Source organism: Mycobacterium sp. DL440 (assembly GCF_011745145.1).
In the GTDB taxonomy this organism is placed as follows: domain Bacteria; phylum Actinomycetota; class Actinomycetes; order Mycobacteriales; family Mycobacteriaceae; genus Mycobacterium.
This window is the reverse complement of record NZ_CP050191.1, coordinates 5655290-5674943: the sequence shown is the minus strand read 5'-3', so window position 1 is coordinate 5674943 and position 19654 is coordinate 5655290. Positions and strand designations below refer to the sequence as shown.

Here is a 19654-nt window from a genome sequence, read left to right as displayed (position 1 = left end):
CAGGTGACATCTGAGTTGGCTTGCCCATGCCGGCAGGCTGGAAGGATGTCCTTGTGCCAAAGCCCTACCCCCGTGAGTTTCGTGACGACGTCGTGCGGGTCGCTCGTAACCGCGATGACGGTGTGACGATCGAGCAGGTTGCCAAAGATTTCGGTGTCCATCCGATGACGCTGCACAAGTGGATGCGCCAGGCCGACATCGACGAGGGCGCCAAGTCGGGCAAGAACACCAACGAATCCGGTGAGCTGCGTGAAGCGCGGCGAAGGATCAAGCTGCTCGAGCAGGAAAACGAGGTGCTGCGTCGGGCGGCAGCGTATTTGTCGCAGGCCAATCTGCCGGGAAAAGGCTCTACCCGCTCGTGAAAGAGCTCGCCGCCGATGGGGTCCCCGTCGCGGTGACGTGCCGGGTACTCAAGCTCGCCCGCCAGCCCTACTATCGCTGGCTGGCCAACCCCGTTGCCGACGCCGAACTCGTCGAGGCCTACCGCGCCAACGCCTTGTTCGACGCCCACCACGAGGACCCCGAGTTCGGCTACCGCTACCTGGTCGAGGAGGCCCGTGACGCCGGTGAGCCTATGGCCGAGCGCACCGCCTGGCGGATCTGCGCCGACAACAAGTGGTGGAGCGCGTTCGGCAAGAAACGCGGCAAGAACGGCAAGGTCGGGCCGCCGGTTCATGATGATCTCGTTGAGCGTGACTTCACCGCTGATGCTCCAAATCAGTTGTGGCTCACCGATATTACCGAACATCGCACCGGTGAGGGCAAGCTCTACCTGTGCGCGATCAAGGACGTGTTTTCCAACCGGATCGTCGGGTACTCGATCGACTCGCGGATGAAGTCCCGGCTGGCGACCACGGCCTTGCACAGTGCGGTGGCGCGACGCGGCGAGGTGGCCGGCTGCATTCTGCACAGCGACCGCGGCAGTCAGTTTCGTAGCCGAAAATTTGTCCACGCCTTGGGCGTCCACGGCTTGGTCGGATCGATGGGCCGCGTCGGGGCGGCCGGCGATAACGCGGCCATGGAGAGCTTCTTCAGTCTGCTGCAGAAGAACGTCCTGGACCGCCGCCGGTGGGACACCCGGGAAGAACTGCGGATCGCGATCGTCACCTGGATCGAACGGACCTACCACCGCCGACGACGCCAGACCGGCCTCGGCCGGTTGACCCCGATCGAATTCGAAGCCATCATGACCACACCGGCCAGTCAGGCCGCGTGACCGAAACTGTCACCTGATCGTGCAGCAGTCGCGCCCCCAACTCTCGTCGAGCGCAGCACGCTGACGGACCAAGCTGGCCGCGGCGTGCGCGTCGCGTAGCCCCTGCTGCACTTCCCAGAGCAAGCACTCGAGCTCATCGAAGTTCAGATCCGCTTCCCACGCCAGGACCTCCTCCAGAACTAGTCGGAGTTCGAGCACCCTCATGTAGAACTCGTCGAGCACATCCAGAGCGATCCCGGACACGTACTCGGAAGGCTCAAAGCCAGGCGGGGTCGAAGCCACGGCCGCAATGTACTACTAGTAGTGCATTGCACACCAGCGCAATGCGTCTGTATGACAGTCCCAGAACCTCCGCAGTTCAAACCTCGACGTATCGACGAATCATTCGCTTTCTCAAAGTGATTGATCCACGAACGCTCGACCATCCAGCCCCGCGGATTCCCAGACGCGGCCGCAGTGTTCCTTCTTGCCGACGCCCCAACTGAGCCGCCCGCCGCACTCGCCAGGGCCCGGACCAGCCAGTTCGCGCATCCGGGATTCCATTTGATTCCGGCAATTGCCAATTTTTGCCAGTTTCCTAATGGAATTGCCAGCGGAGAATTGGAAACGGCAGGAGGAGGTATCGGTACAGTACCGACTCACGCCTATGCATAAGTACAGCTAATGTATATGAAGAATCATTAGCTGTACTTGAACAGCGCACGTCCCTAGCCTCAGACGCATGGCTTCACCCGTACTCATCGGATTCCTGACCACCATGGCGTTGATCGCCGCGATCGGCGCGCAGAACGCCTTCGTGTTGCGTCAAGGCATCCGTGGGGAGCACATCGTCGCCGTCATCGCGTTGTGCACGGTCTCCGACCTGATCCTGATCGCCGCCGGCATCGCCGGGGTCGGTGCCCTGATCACCGCACACCCCGACGCCATGGCGGTGGCCAAGTACGGCGGCGCGGCCTTCCTGATCGGCTATGGCGTGCTCGCCGCGCGTCGCGCCTTCCGGCCGTCGACCCTCAATCCGTCCGAACGCACACCGGCTCGCCTGGCCGAGGTGCTGGTCACCTGCCTGGCGTTGACCTGGCTGAACCCGCACGTGTACCTCGACACCGTGGTGTTGCTCGGCTCGCTGGCCAACGAACATCGTGAGCAGCGGTGGCTGTTCGGCGCCGGCGCGGTGGCCGCGAGTGCGGTGTGGTTCACCGGCCTGGGCCTGGGCGCCCGCCGACTCGCGGGCCTGTTCGCCACCCCGATGACCTGGCGCATCCTCGACGGACTGATCGCAGTGATGATGATCGGGCTCGGCATGAGCCTCGCGGCGTCTTGAGCACCCACCGCATCGTTCCGTTCTGCAGAAAGGGCGGCTTCGCATTGCCAGCGGTTCGGTCAGACCGACAGTGCAAGTGCCGAAACAAGCGTAAGGACAAGCACCGAGACGCCAGTCAGAAGCATTTCACGGCGCGGCGTAATCCGTTGCGGTAGTGGGCGACTGCGAAGCGCTCGTTGGCGCCGGACGCCGATCAGGGCCGTGGACAACGCTATCGTGACGGCAAGACCGACCACGAGGAACCACCGCGGCCCGTCGTAACCATCAACGTCCCGCACCATCAGTAGCGCGCCGTTGGCCAACACGGCAAGCGAGGTGCGCGTCCACGCAAGTGCGGTCCGTTCCACCTGTAGGCCGCGGTCCCGTGGGTTGTTCGGCGCGAGGTCAGTCAACCGGTGACCGCCTTGCCGATCACCAAACCCACAGTGAGAAGGCCGATTACGATGAGGCCCGTTGCGAGGTACCCCGGCATGGGATGCCGGGGTAACGGCATGGCCTTGCGGATAGCCCGATCAACCTGCCCCCACCGGCACAAACCCACGCCGGCGGTAAGCGTGGCCAGCATCGCAAGCAGGACTCCCAGCGCGTGGCGCCCGCCGGGAATCGGTAGTTCAGGCAGGAATTGGACCACCGCAACGGCTGCGGCCAGCAGACCGAGCGCAGTACGCTGCCAGGCGAGAAACGTCCGCTCGTTGGCGAGGGTGAACCGGTAGTCGGGCTCGATGTCCGAAACGCCGTCAGGGCGTTGCCCGCTGGTCATGTTGGCGCTGCGATCGGGCACGGGCCGCGTCGAGGGCCGCACATCGTTTGACGCCGACTGCTGAACCGGGCGGCGAGGTTCCACGACGGTCAGTTCCACGTGGGCCCAGGCATTGTTTTGGTACCCGCGCGGATTCCACAGCGATGCAGGCGATTCCGGCTGAGTGACACCGGTGTCATCCCAGGCGCGCGCGGTCAGGCTCATTGGCCCCGGGCTGGCCTGCACCGTCAAAGACCACAGCCGCCAAGCCCACTGGCTCGACGCGGGTTCCAGGTCAGCTTGGCACCACGTGCGACCGTCGTCGAGGGAAACGTCGACGCGACGAATGTCCCGGCCGTCGGCAGGCAAGGCATACCCGCGGATGGTCAGCGGACCGGCAGGAATCTCCTCCCCATCGCCGGGTATCAGGATGTCGCAGTTCAGCGGCAGCGACGATAACGCGATGCCCTCACCCGGCGCCGCGGTGTCGGGATCGACCTCGGGCGGAAGGATGCGATAGTCGTGGGCCTGAAAATAGTTGTCCGAAGGCTTTGGCTGCACGGTGATGGCAGTAACCCACTTCACGCTGCGGGCTCCGATGTAGCCCGGCACCACGACCCGCACCGGGCCGCCGTGGATGCGGGGAAGCGCTTGGCCGTTCATCTCCCAGGCCAACAGCACTTCCCCTGACAGGGCCTTGGTCAACGGGATGGAGCTGCCGTAGGACTGCGGGGGCACGGCCTCCTCTGCCACGTCGGGGGCGAGGAACTCGACGTGCAGGCCATCGACGTGGTGCACTCCGGCCGCATCGAGGACATCGGCCAACCTGGTGCCGCGCCATGCTGCGGTCGAAATCGCGCCGTGGGTCCACGGGTCCTTGCCGGGTATCGGGCGCACCTTGAGTAGTTCAGCGCGCCGGTTGCCGGCGCAGGCCAGGGTCGCCGCCACCGAGTGGGAGGCGAACCGGGTGGTCAGTTCCTCATAGGTGACCGTGAGCGGCTGGTCTACCGAGCCCCCCACCGTCAGAGTCCATTGCTGAGGCGCGATGTCGGGAACCGGACCGTGATTGCGGCTGTAGAAGGCATCCTCCGGGGTCATCGCAGCACCGGCCAACACCGAGGCCGGTGGCTCAGCGTTGAACGGCACCTGTCCACGCACGATCATGTCGTGTCGCTTGCCCCATAACTCGTCCGAGTGATTGTCCATCGTGATGCCCTTTGGATCGGTGGCGATGACCTGATGATTCGCCGTCCTGAGGGCCACCGGTAGCCGCGTCCTTCTTGTGGGGTCACAAGGACACCTTGTGCTCACGCCCGCCTGCAACGTGCGACGTCCCGATCACCGGGGCCGGGTCTCGATCGAACTCGCGGGATGAGACAGAATTACCAGGTGAGTCCCATGTTCCGGCGTGAACCGTCCCCGGCCCCGCACCCCTTTGCGAACGCGCCGGCGTGGTTCACCTCTGCGCTGGAACAGACACCCGAACACTCGACAATCGACGTCGACGGATGCGCCATCCATGTGCGGACCTGGGGCGACCCGGACAATCCGCCACTGGTGTTCGTCCATGGCGGCGGCGCCCACTCCGGCTGGTGGGATCACATCGCTCCGTTCTTCGCCCGCACCCATCGCGTCGTCGCACCCGACCTGAGCGGGCACGGCGACAGCGGCACCCGCACCGAATACGCCCTGTCGATCTGGGCCCGGGAAGTCCTCGCAGCATCGGAAGCCTCCGGTTCCTCGGCGCGGCCCACCATCGTCGGCCACAGCATGGGCGGCTGGGTGGGCGCCTCGGCCGCCACCCGCTACGGCGCGCAGATCGACAGCATCCTGGTCATCGACTCCCCGCTGCGCGATCGCGCCCCGGAGGAGGTCCGGTTGCGCAACCGCCGTCGCGACACCGCCGGATACCCGACCGAGGACGAGATCCTGGCCCGATTCCGTGCGGTACCGAAGCAGGACGTGACGCTGCCCTACATCGGTCACCACATCGCCGTGCAATCCGTGCGCAAGACCGACGACGGATGGGTGTGGAAATTCGACCCGGACATCTTCGGCGGCCATCTCCTGGATGAGACGTCCACCGACGAAGAGCTGCTGGAGAACACGTTTGCCGGAATCCCTTGCCGGGTCGGGTATTTGCGGTGCGAGGACGGGGTGGTCCCGCCGCCGATGGCCGCCCAGATCCGGTCGATGCTGCAACTACGCGGCCCGTTCGTCGAACTCGCCGAGGCCGGCCACCACCCGATGTTGGATCAACCCCTACCGCTGGTGGCGACCATCCGGACCCTGCTCGAATTCTGGTCGATCACTTAGCGCCAAGGGGCCCGGCGAACGACTTCTTCAGTGCGCTCGGGGCGACGGCCGGCAACAGGGCGGCCAGCAGTTTCCGTCTGAGCCCGGTGGGAGTGCGGACGAGTTCGATGTCGACGCGCGTACCGGTTGCCTGCGGTGTCAGCTGAAAGGTCCAGCCACCACCCGGGCCGAAGACCTTCGAGTCATGGGTGGTCACGGTGACGCGCCGGCGCTTGGTATCCCAGTCGTAGCGGGCACGTTCCCACGCCGCAGCTGTTCCCTCGGTCACTTCAGCCCAGGTGTCCCCCAGCGCGTGCACCTGAAAATGCTCCTCGTCGATCGTCGGCCACCGACTTGGACGGGACGGCCCGAAGTCGGTCAACACGTCCATGAGGGCGACGGGGTCGAGCGCTGATGACATCTGGAAACGGACGACGGGCATGCCTTGCTCCTTCGGGATTCAACTGGGACATACCGACATTCACCTGGCATCCGCACGAGCCGGCGGGCCGAGGTGAACACCACACGCTTCATCTGACCCGAACGTTCCGATCAAGTCCAACGATCGTTATTGATCAAAGTCATCTCAATTTGAGATGACTTTTGTCAGCGCGCGGATCGGCCCGGCACAATCCCCGAGGCGTCGGGTCTTGATTCGGCGCCCATTCTTTCGGCCGTGGCTGTCAGGGGCTGTCTGCCTCCCAGGGGAGAATGCTTACGCCGCCCGCCAACAGCGAGCGGTTGGAACCGATCGCTCCGGCATCGGCCCTGGTGGGAAAGGACCAGCAGTGAGTTACAACGCCGCAGACATCACCGAGCTCGACGATGTCCAGCACACCCGCCTGCGGCCGGCGGTGAACCTGGGCCTCGACGTGCTCAACACGGCGTTACGCGAGCTGGTGGACAACGCGATCGAAGAGGTCGCCGATCCCAGCCACGGTGGGTCCACCGTCACCATCACCCTGCATGCCGACGGCTCGGTCAGCGTCGCCGACGACGGCCGCGGACTGCCCGTCGACTCCGACCCCACCGGTAAGAACGGCATCGTCAAGACCCTGGGCACCGCGCGGGCCGGCGGCAAGTTCTCCGCCCACGCCGACGCCACCAGCACCGGCGCCGGCCTCAACGGCATCGGCGCAGCGGCCGCCGTCTTCATCTCCGCGCGCACCGACGTGACCGTGCGCCGGGCCGGGAAGACCTACCTGCAAAGCTTCGGCGGCGGCTACCCGGGGACCTTCGACGGCAAAGACTTTGACCCGGATGCGGAGTTCACCCGCGCCGACACGCAGAAGCTGCGCGGCATCGGCAACCGCAAGCCCGATGCACACGGCACCACGGTGCGCATCCTCTTCGACCCGGCCGTGGTCCCGGACTCGACCGTGGACATCGGCGAGGTACTGCTGCGCGCCCACGCCGCGGCGCGGATGTCGCCCGGGGTGCACCTGATCGTCGTCGACGAGGGCTGGCCCGGTGAGGAAGTGCCGCCCGCCCTGATCGAGCCGTTCAACGGCCCGTGGGGTTCCGACACCCTGCTCGATCTGATGTGCACCACCGCAGGCAATCCCGTACCCGGCGTGCGCGCCACCGTGGAGGGCCGCGGTGAGTACACCACCGGTCGCGGCGCGACCCCGTTCCGCTGGGCGCTGACCGCGGGCCCATCCGAACCGGCCACCGTGGCCGCGTTCTGCAACACCGTGCGCACCCCCAACGGCGGCTCGCACCTCACCGCCGCGATGAAGGGACTTTCCGAGGCCCTGGCCGACCGTGCGTCCCGCATCCGCGACCTGGGCCTGGCCAAAGGTGAGGACGGTCCGGAACCGCAGGATTTCGCCGCGGTCACCGCGCTGGCCGTGGACACCCGCGCACCGGATGTGGCGTGGGATTCGCAGGCCAAGACCGCGGTGTCCTCGCGGTCGCTGAACGTGGCGATGGCCCCGGATGTGGCGCGCAGCGTCACCATCTGGGCGGCCAACCCCGCCAACAACGACGCGGTGTCGCTGTGGACCAAACTGGCGCTGGAATCCGCCCGCGCGCGACGCAGCGCCGAAGGCGCGAAGGCCCGGTCCCGCGCGGCCTCGAAAGCCAAGGGCCTGGGCACGAACCTTTCGCTGCCACCGAAGCTGCTGCCCAGCCGGGAGACCGGCCGCGGCTCGGGCGCCGAATTGTTCCTGTGCGAGGGCGATTCCGCGCTGGGCACGATCAAAGCGGCGCGCGACGCCACCTTCCAGGCCGCCTTCCCGCTGAAAGGCAAGCCGCCCAACGTCTATGGGTTCGCCCTGAGCAAGGCGCGGGCCAAAGACGAATTCGACTCGATCGAACGCATCCTGGGCTGCGGCGTGCGCGATCACTGCGATCCGGAACTGTGCCGCTACGACCGGATCCTGTTCGCCTCCGACGCCGACCCCGACGGCGGCAACATCAACTCCAGCCTGATCTCGATGTTCCTGGACTTCTACCGGCCACTCGTCGAGGCCGGCATGGTCTACGTCACGCTGCCGCCACTGTTCGTGGTCAAGGACAACCAGGAGCGGATCTACTGCCAGGATGAGTCCGAACGCGACGCCGCCGTGGCGCGTTTGAAGGCCACCTCCAAACGCAAGGTGGAAGTACAGCGCAACAAGGGTCTCGGCGAGATGGATGCCGACGATTTCTGGAACACCGTGCTGGATCCGCAGCGGCGCACCGTGATTCGGGTGAATCTCGACGACGGCGAAACCAAGCTGCATCACACCCTGTTCGGCGGGCCCCCGGAGGGCCGGCGCACCTGGATGGCCGAAGTTGCCGCCCGCGTCGACACCTCAGCGCTCGACTTGACCTAGGACGTAGGAAAACACTGTGACTGCCACCCTGGACCTCCCTGAGCAGAATCCCGATCTGGTGCTCGACCAGAGCGCCGACGACTACTGGAATCACTACCAGCTGACGTTTGCGCTCTACAGCGTCAGCGACCGCGCCATCCCCTCTGCGTTCGACGGGCTCAAGCCGGGCCAGCGCCGCCTGCTCTACCAGATGCACGACTCGAAACTGCTGCCCGGCAACAAACCGCAGAAGTCCTCGAAGATCTGCTCGGCTGTCACCGGCAACCTGCACCCGCACGGCGGGGCGTCGATGTACGGGGCTGCGGCGCTGATGGCGGCCGAGTTCCAGCGCGTGAAAGTCATTGACGGACAAGGTGCGTTCCCGCGCATCCAGGGTGACATTCCCGCCGCAGACCGCTACACCGAGATGCGGCTGTCGGCTCCCGGTGCCGCGCTGACCGCGGAACTCGACGATCACGCGGTACCCATGGTGCAGACGTTCGACGGCGAGTGGACCGAGCCGACGATGCTGCCGGCCCAGTGGCCGGTGCTGCTCTGCAACGGTGCCATGGGCATCGCCGAAGGGTGGGCCACCAAGGTGCCCGCGCACAATCCGCGTGAGGTGATGGCCGCCTGCCGGGCTCTGCTGGCCAGGCCGAACACGACCGACGACACCTTGATGAAGCTCATTCCCGGCCCCGACTGGGGCTGCGGGGCCACCGTTGTCGGCGCGAACGGTCTACGGGAGTACATCACCACCGGCCGCGGCCAATTCACGGTGCGCGGCACGGTGTCGGTCGAAGGCAAGAACTGCATCATCACCGAGCTACCACCCGGTGTCGCCAGTAACACTGTGCAGGACAGGATCCGGGCGATGGTCGAGTCCGGTGAGATGTCCGGCGTGGCCGATATGTCGGACCTGACCGACCGCCGCAACGGGCTACGCATCGTCGTCACCGCCAAGCGCGGGCACAGCGCCGAGACCATCCGCGAGCAACTGCTGTCGCTGACCCCGCTGGAATCGACGTTCGCCGCCAGCCTGGTCGCCCTCGATGAGGACCGCGTGCCGCGCTGGTGGTCGGTGCGGGAACTGATCTCCGCATTCCTGCATCTGCGCGACTCGGTGGTGTTGCACCGCAGCCAGTACCGACTGGAGAAGGTCACCGCGCGCCGCCACCTGGTGGCGGGCCTGATGAAGATCCATTTGGACATCGACGCCGCCGTCGCCGTCATTCGCGGTTCCGACACCGTCGACGACGCTCGACAGGGCCTGCAGAAGCGGTTCGAGATCGACGAAGAGCAGGCCAATTATGTTCTGGCGCTGCAGCTTCGACGGCTGACCAAGCTCGATGTGATCGAGCTGCAGGCCGAAGCCGACAAACTGGACGCCGAGTTCGCCGAACTGACCGAACTGGTCTCCAACCCTGATGCGCGCCGCAAGGTGATCGACAAGGAGCTGGTGGAGACCGCGAAACTGTTCAAAGGTCCCGAGTTCGACCGCCGCACCGTGCTGGACCTCGAGGCCACCCCGACGACGTCGGGTGGTGACGAGGACGGGCCGCGCGAGCGAAAGGTCAACGCCTCCTGGCGCCTTGACGACCGTGGCGTGTTCTCCGACAGCCATGGTGACCTGCTCACCTCGGGCCTGGGTTGGGCGGTGTGGACCGACGGCCGGGTCAAGTTCACCAACGGAAACGGCTTGCCGTTCAAGATCCGCGACATCCCGGTGGCCCCGGACATCACCGGGCTGCTGCGCTCCGGGGTGATGACGCCCGGCTACCACCTGGCTCTGGTGACCCGACGCGGCAAGATCCTGCGCATCGACCCCGAGGCGGTGAATCCCCAGGGCGCGGCGGGCAACGGTGTGGCCGGGGTGAAGCTGGTGGGTGACGGTGACGAGGTCATCGCCGCGCTCCCGATCAGCTGTGAGAACGGCGAGGCCATCCTGTCGACCTCCGAAAAGGGTTGGAAGGTCACCGAAGTCGCCGACATCCCGGTGAAGGGCCGCGGTGGTGCCGGTGTCGGCTTCCACCCGTTCGTCCACGGCGAGGACGCGCTGCTCTCGGTCTCGATTTCCGTGACCGGGTTCGTGCGTGGCGGGAGAGCCGTGCGGGCGGAGAAGCGCGCGAAGGCTTCGGTCAAGAGCGCGGGCAGCGGGATCACGCCGGCACCGTAGACGTCACTGCTCAACCCACCGGACATCGCGCGCCGTGCTCAGGTACGACGCGCCGGGCTCAGCAGCCAACGTGCGGCGGCGTCGAGCACGAACCCCAGCAGGCCGATGACGACGATGACCGCCACTACCTGGTCGTAGGCCAACTGGTCACGGGCGTTGAGGATCTGATAGCCGAGTCCTGAGCGCACTCCGAGCATCTCGGCGGGCACGAGAACGACCCACGCGACGCCGAGCGCCAGCCGTATCCCGGTCTGCACGTGAGTGCGGATCGCCGGCAGGATCACCGTGCTCAGCAGTTCCCAGCGGGTGGCGTGGAATGAACGCGCCACGTTGAGCAGTCCCGGGTCGACGGCGCGCACACCGGCGGCCGTGTTCAGTAGCACGGGCCAGACCGCGGCGACGGCGATGAGGAAGATCACCGGCTGATTTCCGATGCCGAACAGCGCCAGCGCGATCGGTGTCCAGGACAGTGGCGAGATCATCCGAAGAAAGGCGATGATCGGTCCTCCGGCACGTTCGGCGACACCGGAGATCCCGATCAACAGGCCCAGCGGTATCCCGATCACGGCGGCGACGGCCAGCCCGATCACCAATCGCCACAGGCTGACACCGACATCGCTCACCAGCACACCGCGTTCGATGAGTCCGACCAGTGCCGGTACCGCCCGCTGCGGTGCGGTCTGGCGAAGCAGAGAGTCGGGCCCGCTGAGTACGGATGTCGCGAGCCACCACAGCGCGACGGTGACCAGAACCGCGACGGCCGGCGGCGCGAACCTTCCCCGCCAGCGCGAAACATCCTCGGATGCGGGAACCTTGTCGGCACTGATGATGGTCATAGCGGTTGCACCTGTTCGGTTCGGGTGAGGTCGGCGGTCAGACCGAAGGCATTGGGCCCACCATGAGTGATCAGGGATCGGCGGACGAACCGGTCCTCCACCAGTTCCGCGTGCACCGCGTCCGGGTCGAGCCGGTCCAGAAACCGGCGGTCGCCGTCGACGACGGTGCCGTGCATGGCCTCGGCGAGGCGACGGGTGAAGCTTGGGTACGGGAAGGGCTGGAATCCCAGACGTTGCGGTTGCCAGTCCGGATGTACCAGCGGATAGGGCGGTTTCGGGTAGGTCAGCGCCAGCGCGATCGCCGGTGTCGGCTGTGGCAGATACTTGCCACCCGTCAGCGCGGCCGCCGCAGCGGCACGGTCGGCATCGATGCGCAATTGCGCTCCCACCACCGCATCGGCCACGGCCTGCACGGCCTGCGGCCGGCTCGCGATGACGTCTTCACGCGTGACCAGCGCACAGCAGGCGTGATCGCGCCAGACGTCGCCGAGGAAGGTGTGGATGTGGCCGATCTTCTTGATCTGCGCGACAGCGTTGAACGGGTCGGCCACCACATACCCGCCCAGCGTGCCGTTGGCCAGGGCAGGCACCATGTCCGACGGGCTCATCACGATCAGTTCGACTGTACGGTCGGATCGGGAAGCGCTGCGCCGCAACACTGGTCGCAGGCCGTGCGCCCTAAGAAGCTGCTGGAGCACGATGTTGTGGATCGACCACCAGAACGGGATGGCCACCTGCGCGCCGGCCAGATCGCTCAGATCCCGGATGTGCGGCGCCACCGTCAGCGCCGAACCGTTGGTGTGGTTCCAGCCCAGCACGCGGACCCCGGCGCCCAGCGTGTAGCGCAGCTGGACGGCCATCGGCATCAACAGGTGCACGACGTCGACCTGGCGCGTGATGAATGCCTCGGCCAGCGCCGCCCAGCTGCGGAACAGCACAGGCCTCGCCGAGCTGACCATCCCAGCCGGGTACAGGCCGGCACTGTGGGCGACCAGGAGCGGTGCGGCATCGGTGATGGGCAGATAGCCCACCCGCAGGGCACCGTCGGCACCCGGCGGGCTGCTGACCGCACTGTGCGCCAGCCCGCCGATACCGAAGAGGCCACCGGCAGCAGTCAATCCGGCCGCTCCGGCCAGGAGCGAGCGCCGCGTCAGCAGCGTCACGGCACCTCCACCGCGGCATCGGTGCGGTACTGGTCGAGAATCTCACTGCGCGTGGGGGTTCCGTCCTCGCCGACCGTCCAGTCCGCGCGTATCCGTCCTCCGTCGAGGAGCACGACGCGCTGCGCCAACGAGAGTGCCTCGTCGACGTCATGGGTGACGAGCACAACGGTGATGTCGAGTTCCCGCGCCAGCTCTCCCAGCCACCCGACCAGATCGCCACGCGTCGCAGGGTCCAGCGCGCTGAACGGTTCATCGAGAAGCAGCAGCTGCGGCCGGGTGGCGACGGCGCGCAGGATCGCTACGCGCTGGGCCTGTCCGCCGGATAGCTCGTCGGGGTAGCGCGCGGCCAGGGGATCCAGTCCGAATCTGGTGATGAGCTTCGCGGCGTGGTCGGCGTCGAACCCATTCCGCTGCGCGGTGAACCGGCGAGCGAAGGCCACATTGCCGGCGACGTTCAACCACGGCATGAGTAGCGGCTGCTGGAAAACCATCCCGGTGCGCGGTCGGGTGCCGTCCCCCGACCAGGTCAGCGTGCCGGCACTCAAGGTGTCCAGCCCGGCGCAGATACGCAACAGGGTGGACTTGCCGCTGCCGCTGGAACCCAGTACCGCGAGGAATTCGCCGGCGCGGATCTGCAGATCGATGTCGGTCAGCGCCGCTGTCGCGCCGAAATGTCTGGTGCCGTTGGCTATTCGTAGCGCGTGAGTTCCCACCGCAGTTGTCCTTCCGATGGTGATTGCACGGGCAGGAAGGCGGCTTCCCGGAACCGCCGGTTGGCGGCACTGCCCAGGGTGTAGCCGGCGCCGCCGGTCAGCGAGAGCTCCAGACGGGTGACATCTACGGCCAGGCCGGCCGCATCCAGTCGCAGCCGGATCAGCTGGGCGACCGTCGCCGCATCCGGGTCGGCGGCCCAGCGGTACAGCCGCGATCTGACATCGGTGGCGCGGGTGACCGCGTCGTCGAGTTCGGCGCCGAACCGGGCCAGCGGGCCGGTGTGTGCCTCGGTGGCCGCGGTCAGGGCCGCACGCGTGACGCCGACGCAGAACGCGGTCTGCAACAACAGGAATGCGGGCCGGATCTCGCCGACGAACGCGCCCAGGTCGGTGGTGAGCACCTGGTGTGGAGCGACCCGAATCCGGTCCAAGCGCAGCGAGGTGGACGCCGTGGCCCCGAGTGCCGTCAACGGTGGCGCGGGGTCAACCGTGACGCCGTCGGCAATGGCGTCCACTGTGACGACCAAGGTGCGTTCACCGATGCGGACCGGCAGTACGAGCAGCGCACCGGGAAACACGTTGGAGGCCCAGCGAATCGGGCCGCTGATCACCAGATCTGAGCCATCAGCCGCACCGGAGATCGGCACCTGGCCCAGACCGGCGACCTGTTTGAGACCGGCCGCCATCGCGGTGACACCGATCCGCTGTGCGGCAGCGAGAGCGCTGATCTGCTCGCCGAACTCACCTCTCGGAGCCGCGTGCAGGTACCGAATGGCCATGTGGTGGGCCCAGGTAGAGAAGCCGACGGCCAGGCTGTGCGCTGACACCTCGTCGACGACGCGCACCATGTCGGACAGCTCGAGATCGAGCAACCCGGCCCGTCCGAGTTCGGCCAGATCAGTGCGGACATCGGTGCGCTGCTCGTCGAGATCGGCGGCGCGGGCAGCGACTGTCTGCGCCACCTGAGCCAGGGCGGACTCCGCGAGCGTGGCAGTCACGGGAGCGGTCCGTCCAATCCGTACAGACGGTCGATCGGGGTGCTGACCGCGTCGCGGGCCCGGCGCACAGCAGCCTCGTCGGGAGCGTCATAGAAACACAGGCATTTGTCCATGTCCTCGCGGACATAGGTGCGCAGGAACTGCACCTCCGGCACATCGGCGTACTTGGGGGCATTAGCCTTCTTGCGGGCCAGATAGGCCTCCATGTCCAGTTCGGCGGGCAGATCCCACTCGACCAGATAGCCGGCGTGTGGGCGGGCCGCTTTGAGCGCTGACAGGTCGGCACCGACCAGCCGGACCTGATGCGGGCCCGTGACGGTGGCCGCGGCCAGCTTCTCGGCGTCCAGAACGGCCGAATCTCCTGCGAATTCGGCGATGGCGAAGATCCGTCGGCGCTGCGCGGTGACCTGGGCTTCGATCAGTTCGCCACCGCTGCTGGCGATCTCGGCGTCGACAGTTTTCAGCAGCTGTCCCACCGCGGCGGCATCCGTGGCGTCGGGGGTGATTTCGTAGAGGTACAGAGTCACGTTGGTAATCCTCGGCGTCGCAGGGGTTGGAACGGCACGAGATTCGCATAGACAGACTGGTCTGTCTATGCGATCCTCCGCGTTAGGCTGACGTCATGAGCACGCCCCGGACCGTCACCGCGTCGCCTGTTGCGCCGACGACCGGCGCCGTCCCGCCGGCGCAGCGATTGCTCAACACCGCAGCCGAACTGTTCGCCAACCAGGGCATTCGCGCCGTCGGCATCGACCAGATCCTGCGCGAGGCCGGAGTCGCCAAGGCGAGTCTCTACAGCAGCTACGGCTCCAAAGACGCTTTGGTGATGGCCTACCTCACTGATTTGGATCACGCTGATCGCAACCGCTGGGAACAGGCGGTCGCCGGCATCGACGACCCCGTGCGGCGAATCCTGATGTTCTTCGATCTCGCATCAGGCTCGGCGACCCGGCGCAACTACCGCGGGTGCCTGTACGCGAACGCCGCCACCGAATACCCCAGTGCGGAGCTCGAACCCGTACAGGCCCACCGAAAGTGGCTGCGGTCCACGCTGTCCGCGCTACTGGAGCAGGCCGGCGTCCCAGCCCCCGAGACGCTGGCCCGGCACATCCAGTTGCTCTACGACGGCGCGCTGCTGGGCTCCAAGCTGGAGCGCTCGATCGAACCGATCACCGCCGCGCGCGCACTGGCCCAGGAACTGATCGAGCGGCCACGGTGACGCGCCCGCGCTAGCCTGCCGGGTAGGCGTCGTTGCTCAGATCGGCGGGAGGCGACCGGCCCAGGGCAGCGCTTGCTCCAGTTGGGCCGCCAGCTTGAGCAGCAGCGATTCGCCGGCAAGCGGTGCGACGAACTGGACGCCGAGCGGCAGACCTTCTGCCGTCCAGTGCACAGGCAGCGAGATCGCCGGGCGGCCAGTGATGTTCGCCAACTGCGTGTAGGGCACCCAGCCAAGGTTCTTGTCCACCATGTCGTCGACGATCTTGGTGTAGCGCAACAGGCTTGCGGTGCGGGTCTTGATCAGTGCATCGGCGGCATGCTGCAGAACGACCGGTAGATCGAACTCGCCGATCCGTGGCGGCAGGGTCGCCAGGCTGGGCGTCAGCAGCAGGTCATACGACTCGAAGAACGTGCTCAGCCGCCGCGTGTGCTCGTGGCGCCGCTGCACCGCATCCAGATAGTCGACACTGCTCGTGGCGCGACCGATCGCCGCCATGATGAGCGTGTCACGTTCAAAAGCGTCGTCACCCGCGCCAGTCAGCCGCTTGGCCTCGGCGAGCTCCCACGCGCTGTAGACGAACCAGGTCAGCAGGAAATCGCGGGCAAGCGCAGCGTCGTCGAAGGGCGCCTGGGGCAGTTCCTCGACATGGTGGCCCAGCCCCGTCAGCGCGGCAGCAGTGGCTTCGACGGCGGCGAACGCCTCGCGGTGCGGTGCCGGGTTGATCGCCGTCGGCACCCGCAGCCCGATCCGCAGCTTCCCGGGATCCGCGCCCACACATGAGGCGAACGACTCAGCGGGCAGACCCGGCACGTACGGCCCCCACGGTTCACCACCGCCAAGGACATCGAGCATCGCCGCCGTGTCGCGCACCGTCCGCGAGACGACGCCTTGAACGGCCGCGCCGTGCATGGATTCCCCGACCGCCGGGCCCGACGGCGTCAGCCCGCGGCCCGGTTTCAGCCCGACGAGTCCACAACTCGCCGCCGGAATGCGAATCGATCCGCCACCGTCATTGGCGCCGGCGCAGGGCACGATGCCCGCTGCGACGGCCGCCGCAGATCCTCCCGAGCTGCCACCCGGCGACCTTTCCAGATCCCAGGGATTGCGGGCCGGCCCCCACGCCTCCGGCTCGGTGATTCCCTTCGCGCCGAACTCGGGTGTGTTGGTTTTCCCGAAGATGACCAGGCCTGCGTCGATCCAGCGTTGTACGACCGTGGCGTGCTCGGGGGCGTTCAGTGACATCAGTGCACGTGAACCGGCCGAGGTCGGCAATCCCGCGTAGTCCTGGGCCAGGTCCTTGATCAGAAACGGAACCCCGGCGAACGGTCCGGTGAGTTCATCCGACGGCGAAGCCGGGACCTCGCGCACGATGGCGTTGATCTTCGGGTTCACCGCCGCCGCCCGCTGCCGGGCAGCGGCGAGCAGCTCAGCCGCCGAAACCTGCTTGTCAGCAACCAGTTTCGCCAAGGACGTGGCGTCGTGCGCCCGGTACTCGTCAAAGTCCACCCCACGAAGGTAGACCCAGGTGACGTTGCGCGGTGGCCTACCGCCCAGGAGGAACAAAATGGGGGTCGTTGCTGCCACGGAATTCTCCTTGGGCAAGCTGAGTATCAACCGACCCGAGAAGGAGCATCCGTGGACTTCACGACGATCCGGCACGAGCTCGACGACGGGATCCTCACCGTCGTCCTCGATCGCCCGGACAACCTCAATGCCTTCACGGTCGAGATGGCCGATGAGTTGGAGCGGACCTTCGTCGCGGTCAACGACGACGACGCGGTGCGTGCCGTCATCGTGACCGGCGAGGGCCGGGCGTTCTGCGCCGGCATGGACCTGTCGAGCGAAGGCAATGTGTTCGGCCTCGACGAGTCGAAGTCGCCGAGCCTGGCAGACATGGCCGACCTCGACGACCCCGAACTTCGCCGGGTCAGGGATACCGGCGGCCGGGTGACCCTGGCGATCTACGCCTGCCGCAAGCCGGTGATCGCCGCCATCAACGGGGCCGCGGTCGGCATCGGCGCGACGATGACCCTGGCGATGGACGCCCGACTCATGTCGACGAAGGCCCGCTTCGGGCTGGTCTTCGGCAAGCTCGGCATCACCCCGGAAGCGTGTTCGACGTGGTTCCTTCCCCGAATTGTTGGTATGCCAGCGGCTTTGGACCTGGTGTACCGCTCCGACATCCTCACCGCAGACGCGGCCCGCGAGATCGGGCTGGCGCAGGCCGTCCACGAGCCGGACGCACTGATCGCCGAGGCACAGGAGCTGGCCGACGCGTGGACGCGCGACCGCTCACCGGTATCGGTCGCGCTCATGCGCCAGATGCTCTACCGGAATTCCGCTGAGCCACACCCGGTCGACGCACATCGGGTCGACTCATTGGCGATGTTCTACAGCAGCACCGGGGACGGCCACGACGGCGTACGGGCCTTCCTCGACAAGCGTGCCCCGGAGTTCACTGGGCGGGCTTCCGAGATGCCGCCGTTCTATGAGGAGTGGATCGCCGGCGGCGAAGTACCTCACTGATCGGAAGCCGTTCGGGGCGAGTTTTGCCGTCAACCGCCCCCGTCACGGTTACACCTCGACAGTGAAAGGGGTGGGAATACATGCGTTGAGGACGATCACGCCGAACTCGCTGGTGTCCATTTCCTCCGTGGCCCGGCTGACCTGGCTTTCGTCAATCCCTGTCGGTTGGTAGTCGGTTCCATAGTCGAAGACCACTGGTACCGAAGGTGAAAACCAGACAGTGCGATGACCGGCAGGCCGCCTGTCGAGATCGTTGTCATAGCCGACAAAAGTCGCAGGAAAGCCGAGTCCCAGGCGGAACCGCCGAATGGCGGCGACATGCAGCGTCGCGATCTGCTCAACGTTGGACGTCCATGTTCGCAGAACCACATGCGCGCCGACCCTGACCTCGATCAACGACTGACTCCGTCTGATGTCAACGGCTCAATCAGTCCTCGCCGTAGTTCACGGCGCAGCAGCTTGCCGGTGTCGGAGTAGGGCAGCTCGTCGACGAAGTGGACATCGCGTGGAGTGCGTGATGACCGTAGCCGACTCTTCACCCAATCGCGCACGTCGTCGGCGTGCACGGTGGAGCGGTTCGAGATCACGAAGGCGACGACTTTCTCGCCCCACTCGGCATCAGGCGCGCCGATCACCGCTGCGTCCGTGATCGCATCGTGCTGCAAGAGCACATCTTCGATCTCACCCGGCGACATGTTCTCACCGCCGCGCACGATCACATCGTCGAGGCGGCCCTCGAGAAACACATAGCCGGCCGAATCCAGATATCCCCCATCGTTGGTGGGAAACCAGCCATCGTGGTCAACACGCGGACCAGCCCCGGAGTACTCCCCTGCCACCTGCTCGCCACGCACCCACACCTCGCCGCTCACCTCCGGTCCGACACTCTTACCGTCGGAGTCGCGGATCTCGATCTCGATACCACCTATCGGACGTCCCACCGACCCGAGCCGACGCCGGATATGACCGTCGGCTGCAGCGAATGCTTCGCGATGGTCATCGGGTCCGAGCAGGGCGACCGTTGATCTGGTTTCGGTCAACCCGTAGGCATTGACGAACGAGACATCAGGAAGCAGTCGCATTGCCTGCTCGATCACCGGCAAGGGCATCCGGCCACCGCCATAGGACAGATGGCGCAGGCTGGGCAAACCCACATTCTGGCGCGTAAGCAGGTCCACAATCCGGGTCAGCATCGTCGGCACCACCATCGCATGGGTGATGTGTTCGCTCACAACTGCCGAAATCCAGTTCTCCGCTGTGAAATTCGGCAGCTGCACCACACGGCGGCCCGCATATACAGCAGACAACACCGAGGCGACACCGGCGACGTGATACGGCGGCGGTGGGGAACCCGACTTTCGGTACAACGCCGTGCGGATCGAAGAATTCGCCCGCGCTGGTGCCCTGACACCCGGCCAAGGCCTCGGTATGCACGCTGATGTCGCAATACCGTACTTCTTGAAATTCACCACCGACGAACAGAAGCGACGGTGGTTGCCAGGCCTGTGCAGCGGCGAGCTCATCGCCGCGGTTGCGATGACCGAACCGGGTGCCGGCTCAGATCTCGCGGGGCTGTCGACCCGCGCAGTGCGTGACGGTGATGATTACATCCTCAACGGAACCAAGACGTTCATCTCGAATGGCATTCTCTGCA

At 66.3% G+C, this 19654-nt stretch carries 19 protein-coding genes and 2 pseudogenes; 8 read left to right on the top strand and 13 right to left on the bottom strand.

Going from position 1 to position 19654, the window contains the following annotated elements:
- Nucleotides 1–53 precede the first annotated feature (53 nt).
- Nucleotides 54–1216 (top strand): IS3 family transposase gene (locus tag HBE63_RS27600; protein WP_166908016.1). Its coding sequence is split into 2 segments (ribosomal slippage): nt 54–338 and nt 341–1216, totalling 1161 coding nucleotides; the frame shifts between segments, so codons are not numbered across the junction.
- A gap of 9 nt (nt 1217–1225) precedes the next feature.
- Here HBE63_RS27600 and HBE63_RS27595 read toward each other — a convergent pair.
- Nucleotides 1226–1498, bottom strand: a complete 273-nt coding sequence (locus HBE63_RS27595) for a hypothetical protein (protein ID WP_166908014.1) — start codon at nt 1496–1498, stop codon at nt 1226–1228.
- A gap of 439 nt (nt 1499–1937) precedes the next feature.
- On the opposite strand from HBE63_RS27595, the gene lysE reads away from it, so the two are divergent.
- A complete protein-coding gene (gene lysE / locus HBE63_RS27590) occupies nt 1938–2537 on the top strand; it encodes an L-lysine exporter (RefSeq protein ID WP_166908012.1) in 600 nt (199 codons plus the stop codon).
- 59 nt (nt 2538–2596) lie between these two features.
- Here the strand turns inward: lysE and HBE63_RS27585 are convergent, their stop codons facing one another.
- From HBE63_RS27585 to HBE63_RS27575, 3 genes and pseudogenes are all read right to left on the bottom strand, one after another.
- On the bottom strand, nt 2597–2929 hold the full coding sequence (locus HBE63_RS27585; RefSeq protein ID WP_166908010.1) for a DUF202 domain-containing protein: 333 nt from the start codon (nt 2927–2929) through the stop codon (nt 2597–2599).
- Nucleotides 2926–3297, bottom strand: a complete 372-nt coding sequence (locus HBE63_RS27580) for a YidH family protein (protein WP_166910281.1) — start codon at nt 3295–3297, stop codon at nt 2926–2928. The genes HBE63_RS27585 and HBE63_RS27580 overlap by 4 nt, the downstream gene beginning before the upstream one ends.
- Nucleotides 3298–3381: 84 nt before the next feature.
- Nucleotides 3382–4482: pseudogene (locus tag HBE63_RS27575) on the bottom strand (sulfite oxidase); the annotation flags it as partial.
- A 192-nt stretch (nt 4483–4674) separates the two neighbouring features.
- On the opposite strand from HBE63_RS27575, the gene HBE63_RS27570 reads away from it, so the two are divergent.
- Nucleotides 4675–5592: an alpha/beta fold hydrolase gene (locus tag HBE63_RS27570; RefSeq protein WP_166910280.1), complete on the top strand. Its 918-nt coding sequence runs from the start codon at nt 4675–4677 to the stop codon at nt 5590–5592.
- Here the strand turns inward: HBE63_RS27570 and HBE63_RS27565 are convergent.
- Nucleotides 5585–6013, bottom strand: coding sequence for a hypothetical protein (locus HBE63_RS27565; RefSeq protein WP_166908008.1), 429 nt, complete (start codon nt 6011–6013; stop codon nt 5585–5587). The genes HBE63_RS27570 and HBE63_RS27565 overlap by 8 nt on opposite strands.
- 346 nt (nt 6014–6359) lie before the next feature.
- Here HBE63_RS27565 and HBE63_RS27560 point away from each other — a divergent pair, with 346 nt between their 5' ends.
- Nucleotides 6360–8390, top strand: coding sequence for a toprim domain-containing protein (locus HBE63_RS27560; protein ID WP_166908006.1), 2031 nt, complete (start codon nt 6360–6362; stop codon nt 8388–8390).
- A gap of 16 nt (nt 8391–8406) precedes the next feature.
- The gene (locus tag HBE63_RS27555; protein ID WP_166908002.1) at nt 8407–10545 is read left to right on the top strand and encodes a DNA gyrase subunit A; all 2139 of its coding nucleotides are present in this window, start codon (nt 8407–8409) and stop codon (nt 10543–10545) included.
- Between the two features lie 38 nt (nt 10546–10583).
- Here the strand turns inward: HBE63_RS27555 and HBE63_RS27550 are convergent, their stop codons facing one another.
- From HBE63_RS27550 to HBE63_RS27530, 5 genes are read right to left on the bottom strand one after another with little or no spacing between them, the layout of a single operon-like run.
- Entirely contained in the window at nt 10584–11381 is a 798-nt protein-coding gene (locus HBE63_RS27550; protein WP_166908000.1) for an ABC transporter permease, read from the bottom strand.
- Complete coding sequence (locus tag HBE63_RS27545) at nt 11378–12544, bottom strand: ABC transporter substrate-binding protein (protein ID WP_166907998.1); 1167 nt, start codon at nt 12542–12544, stop codon at nt 11378–11380. The genes HBE63_RS27550 and HBE63_RS27545 overlap by 4 nt, the downstream gene beginning before the upstream one ends.
- On the bottom strand, nt 12541–13257 hold the full coding sequence (locus HBE63_RS27540; protein ID WP_166907996.1) for an ABC transporter ATP-binding protein: 717 nt from the start codon (nt 13255–13257) through the stop codon (nt 12541–12543). The genes HBE63_RS27545 and HBE63_RS27540 overlap by 4 nt, the downstream gene beginning before the upstream one ends.
- Nucleotides 13233–14255: an acyl-CoA dehydrogenase family protein gene (locus HBE63_RS27535; RefSeq protein WP_166907994.1), complete on the bottom strand. Its 1023-nt coding sequence runs from the start codon at nt 14253–14255 to the stop codon at nt 13233–13235. The genes HBE63_RS27540 and HBE63_RS27535 overlap by 25 nt, the downstream gene beginning before the upstream one ends.
- Nucleotides 14252–14782: a DUF4242 domain-containing protein gene (locus HBE63_RS27530; RefSeq protein ID WP_166907992.1), complete on the bottom strand. Its 531-nt coding sequence runs from the start codon at nt 14780–14782 to the stop codon at nt 14252–14254. Before HBE63_RS27530 ends, HBE63_RS27535 begins: the two co-directional genes overlap by 4 nt.
- Nucleotides 14783–14877: 95 nt before the next feature.
- Here HBE63_RS27530 and HBE63_RS27525 point away from each other — a divergent pair, with 95 nt between their 5' ends.
- Nucleotides 14878–15474 carry a TetR/AcrR family transcriptional regulator gene (locus tag HBE63_RS27525; protein ID WP_166907990.1) on the top strand — a complete coding sequence of 199 codons (597 nt, stop codon included), beginning with the start codon at nt 14878–14880 and terminating at the stop codon, nt 15472–15474.
- A 36-nt stretch (nt 15475–15510) separates the two neighbouring features.
- On the opposite strand, the gene HBE63_RS27520 is transcribed toward HBE63_RS27525, so the two are convergent.
- Nucleotides 15511–16980 (bottom strand): amidase, encoded by a 1470-nt coding sequence (locus HBE63_RS27520; RefSeq protein ID WP_166910278.1) that lies wholly within the window; start codon nt 16978–16980, stop codon nt 15511–15513.
- 129 nt (nt 16981–17109) lie between these two features.
- On the opposite strand from HBE63_RS27520, the gene HBE63_RS27515 reads away from it, so the two are divergent.
- Nucleotides 17110–18000 (top strand): crotonase/enoyl-CoA hydratase family protein, encoded by an 891-nt coding sequence (locus HBE63_RS27515; RefSeq protein WP_166907989.1) that lies wholly within the window; start codon nt 17110–17112, stop codon nt 17998–18000.
- A 48-nt stretch (nt 18001–18048) separates the two neighbouring features.
- Here HBE63_RS27515 and HBE63_RS27510 read toward each other — a convergent pair whose 3' ends face one another.
- The gene (locus tag HBE63_RS27510; RefSeq protein WP_166907987.1) at nt 18049–18396 is read right to left on the bottom strand and encodes a hypothetical protein; all 348 of its coding nucleotides are present in this window, start codon (nt 18394–18396) and stop codon (nt 18049–18051) included.
- The gene (locus tag HBE63_RS27505; RefSeq protein ID WP_243858332.1) at nt 18393–19310 is read right to left on the bottom strand and encodes a class I adenylate-forming enzyme family protein; all 918 of its coding nucleotides are present in this window, start codon (nt 19308–19310) and stop codon (nt 18393–18395) included. Before HBE63_RS27505 ends, HBE63_RS27510 begins: the two co-directional genes overlap by 4 nt.
- A 22-nt stretch (nt 19311–19332) precedes the next feature.
- On the opposite strand from HBE63_RS27505, the pseudogene HBE63_RS31220 reads away from it, so the two are divergent.
- Nucleotides 19333–19653, top strand: a pseudogene (locus HBE63_RS31220) (acyl-CoA dehydrogenase family protein); the annotation flags it as partial.
- Between the last annotated feature and the right edge of the window lies 1 nt (nt 19654).

Bases quoted from the DNA above. Each gene is read 5' to 3' on its own strand.
- HBE63_RS27525 (WP_166907990.1), top strand. From the start codon at position 14,878: ATGAGCACGCCCCGGACCGTCACCGCGTCGCCTGTTGCGCCGACGACC.
- HBE63_RS27580 (WP_166910281.1), bottom strand. From the start codon at position 3,297: ATGACCAGCGGGCAACGCCCTGACGGCGTTTCGGACATCGAGCCCGAC.
- lysE (WP_166908012.1), top strand. From the start codon at position 1,938: ATGGCTTCACCCGTACTCATCGGATTCCTGACCACCATGGCGTTGATC.
- HBE63_RS27550 (WP_166908000.1), bottom strand. From the start codon at position 11,381: ATGACCATCATCAGTGCCGACAAGGTTCCCGCATCCGAGGATGTTTCG.
- HBE63_RS27565 (WP_166908008.1), bottom strand. From the start codon at position 6,013: ATGCCCGTCGTCCGTTTCCAGATGTCATCAGCGCTCGACCCCGTCGCC.
- HBE63_RS27570 (WP_166910280.1), top strand. From the start codon at position 4,675: ATGTTCCGGCGTGAACCGTCCCCGGCCCCGCACCCCTTTGCGAACGCG.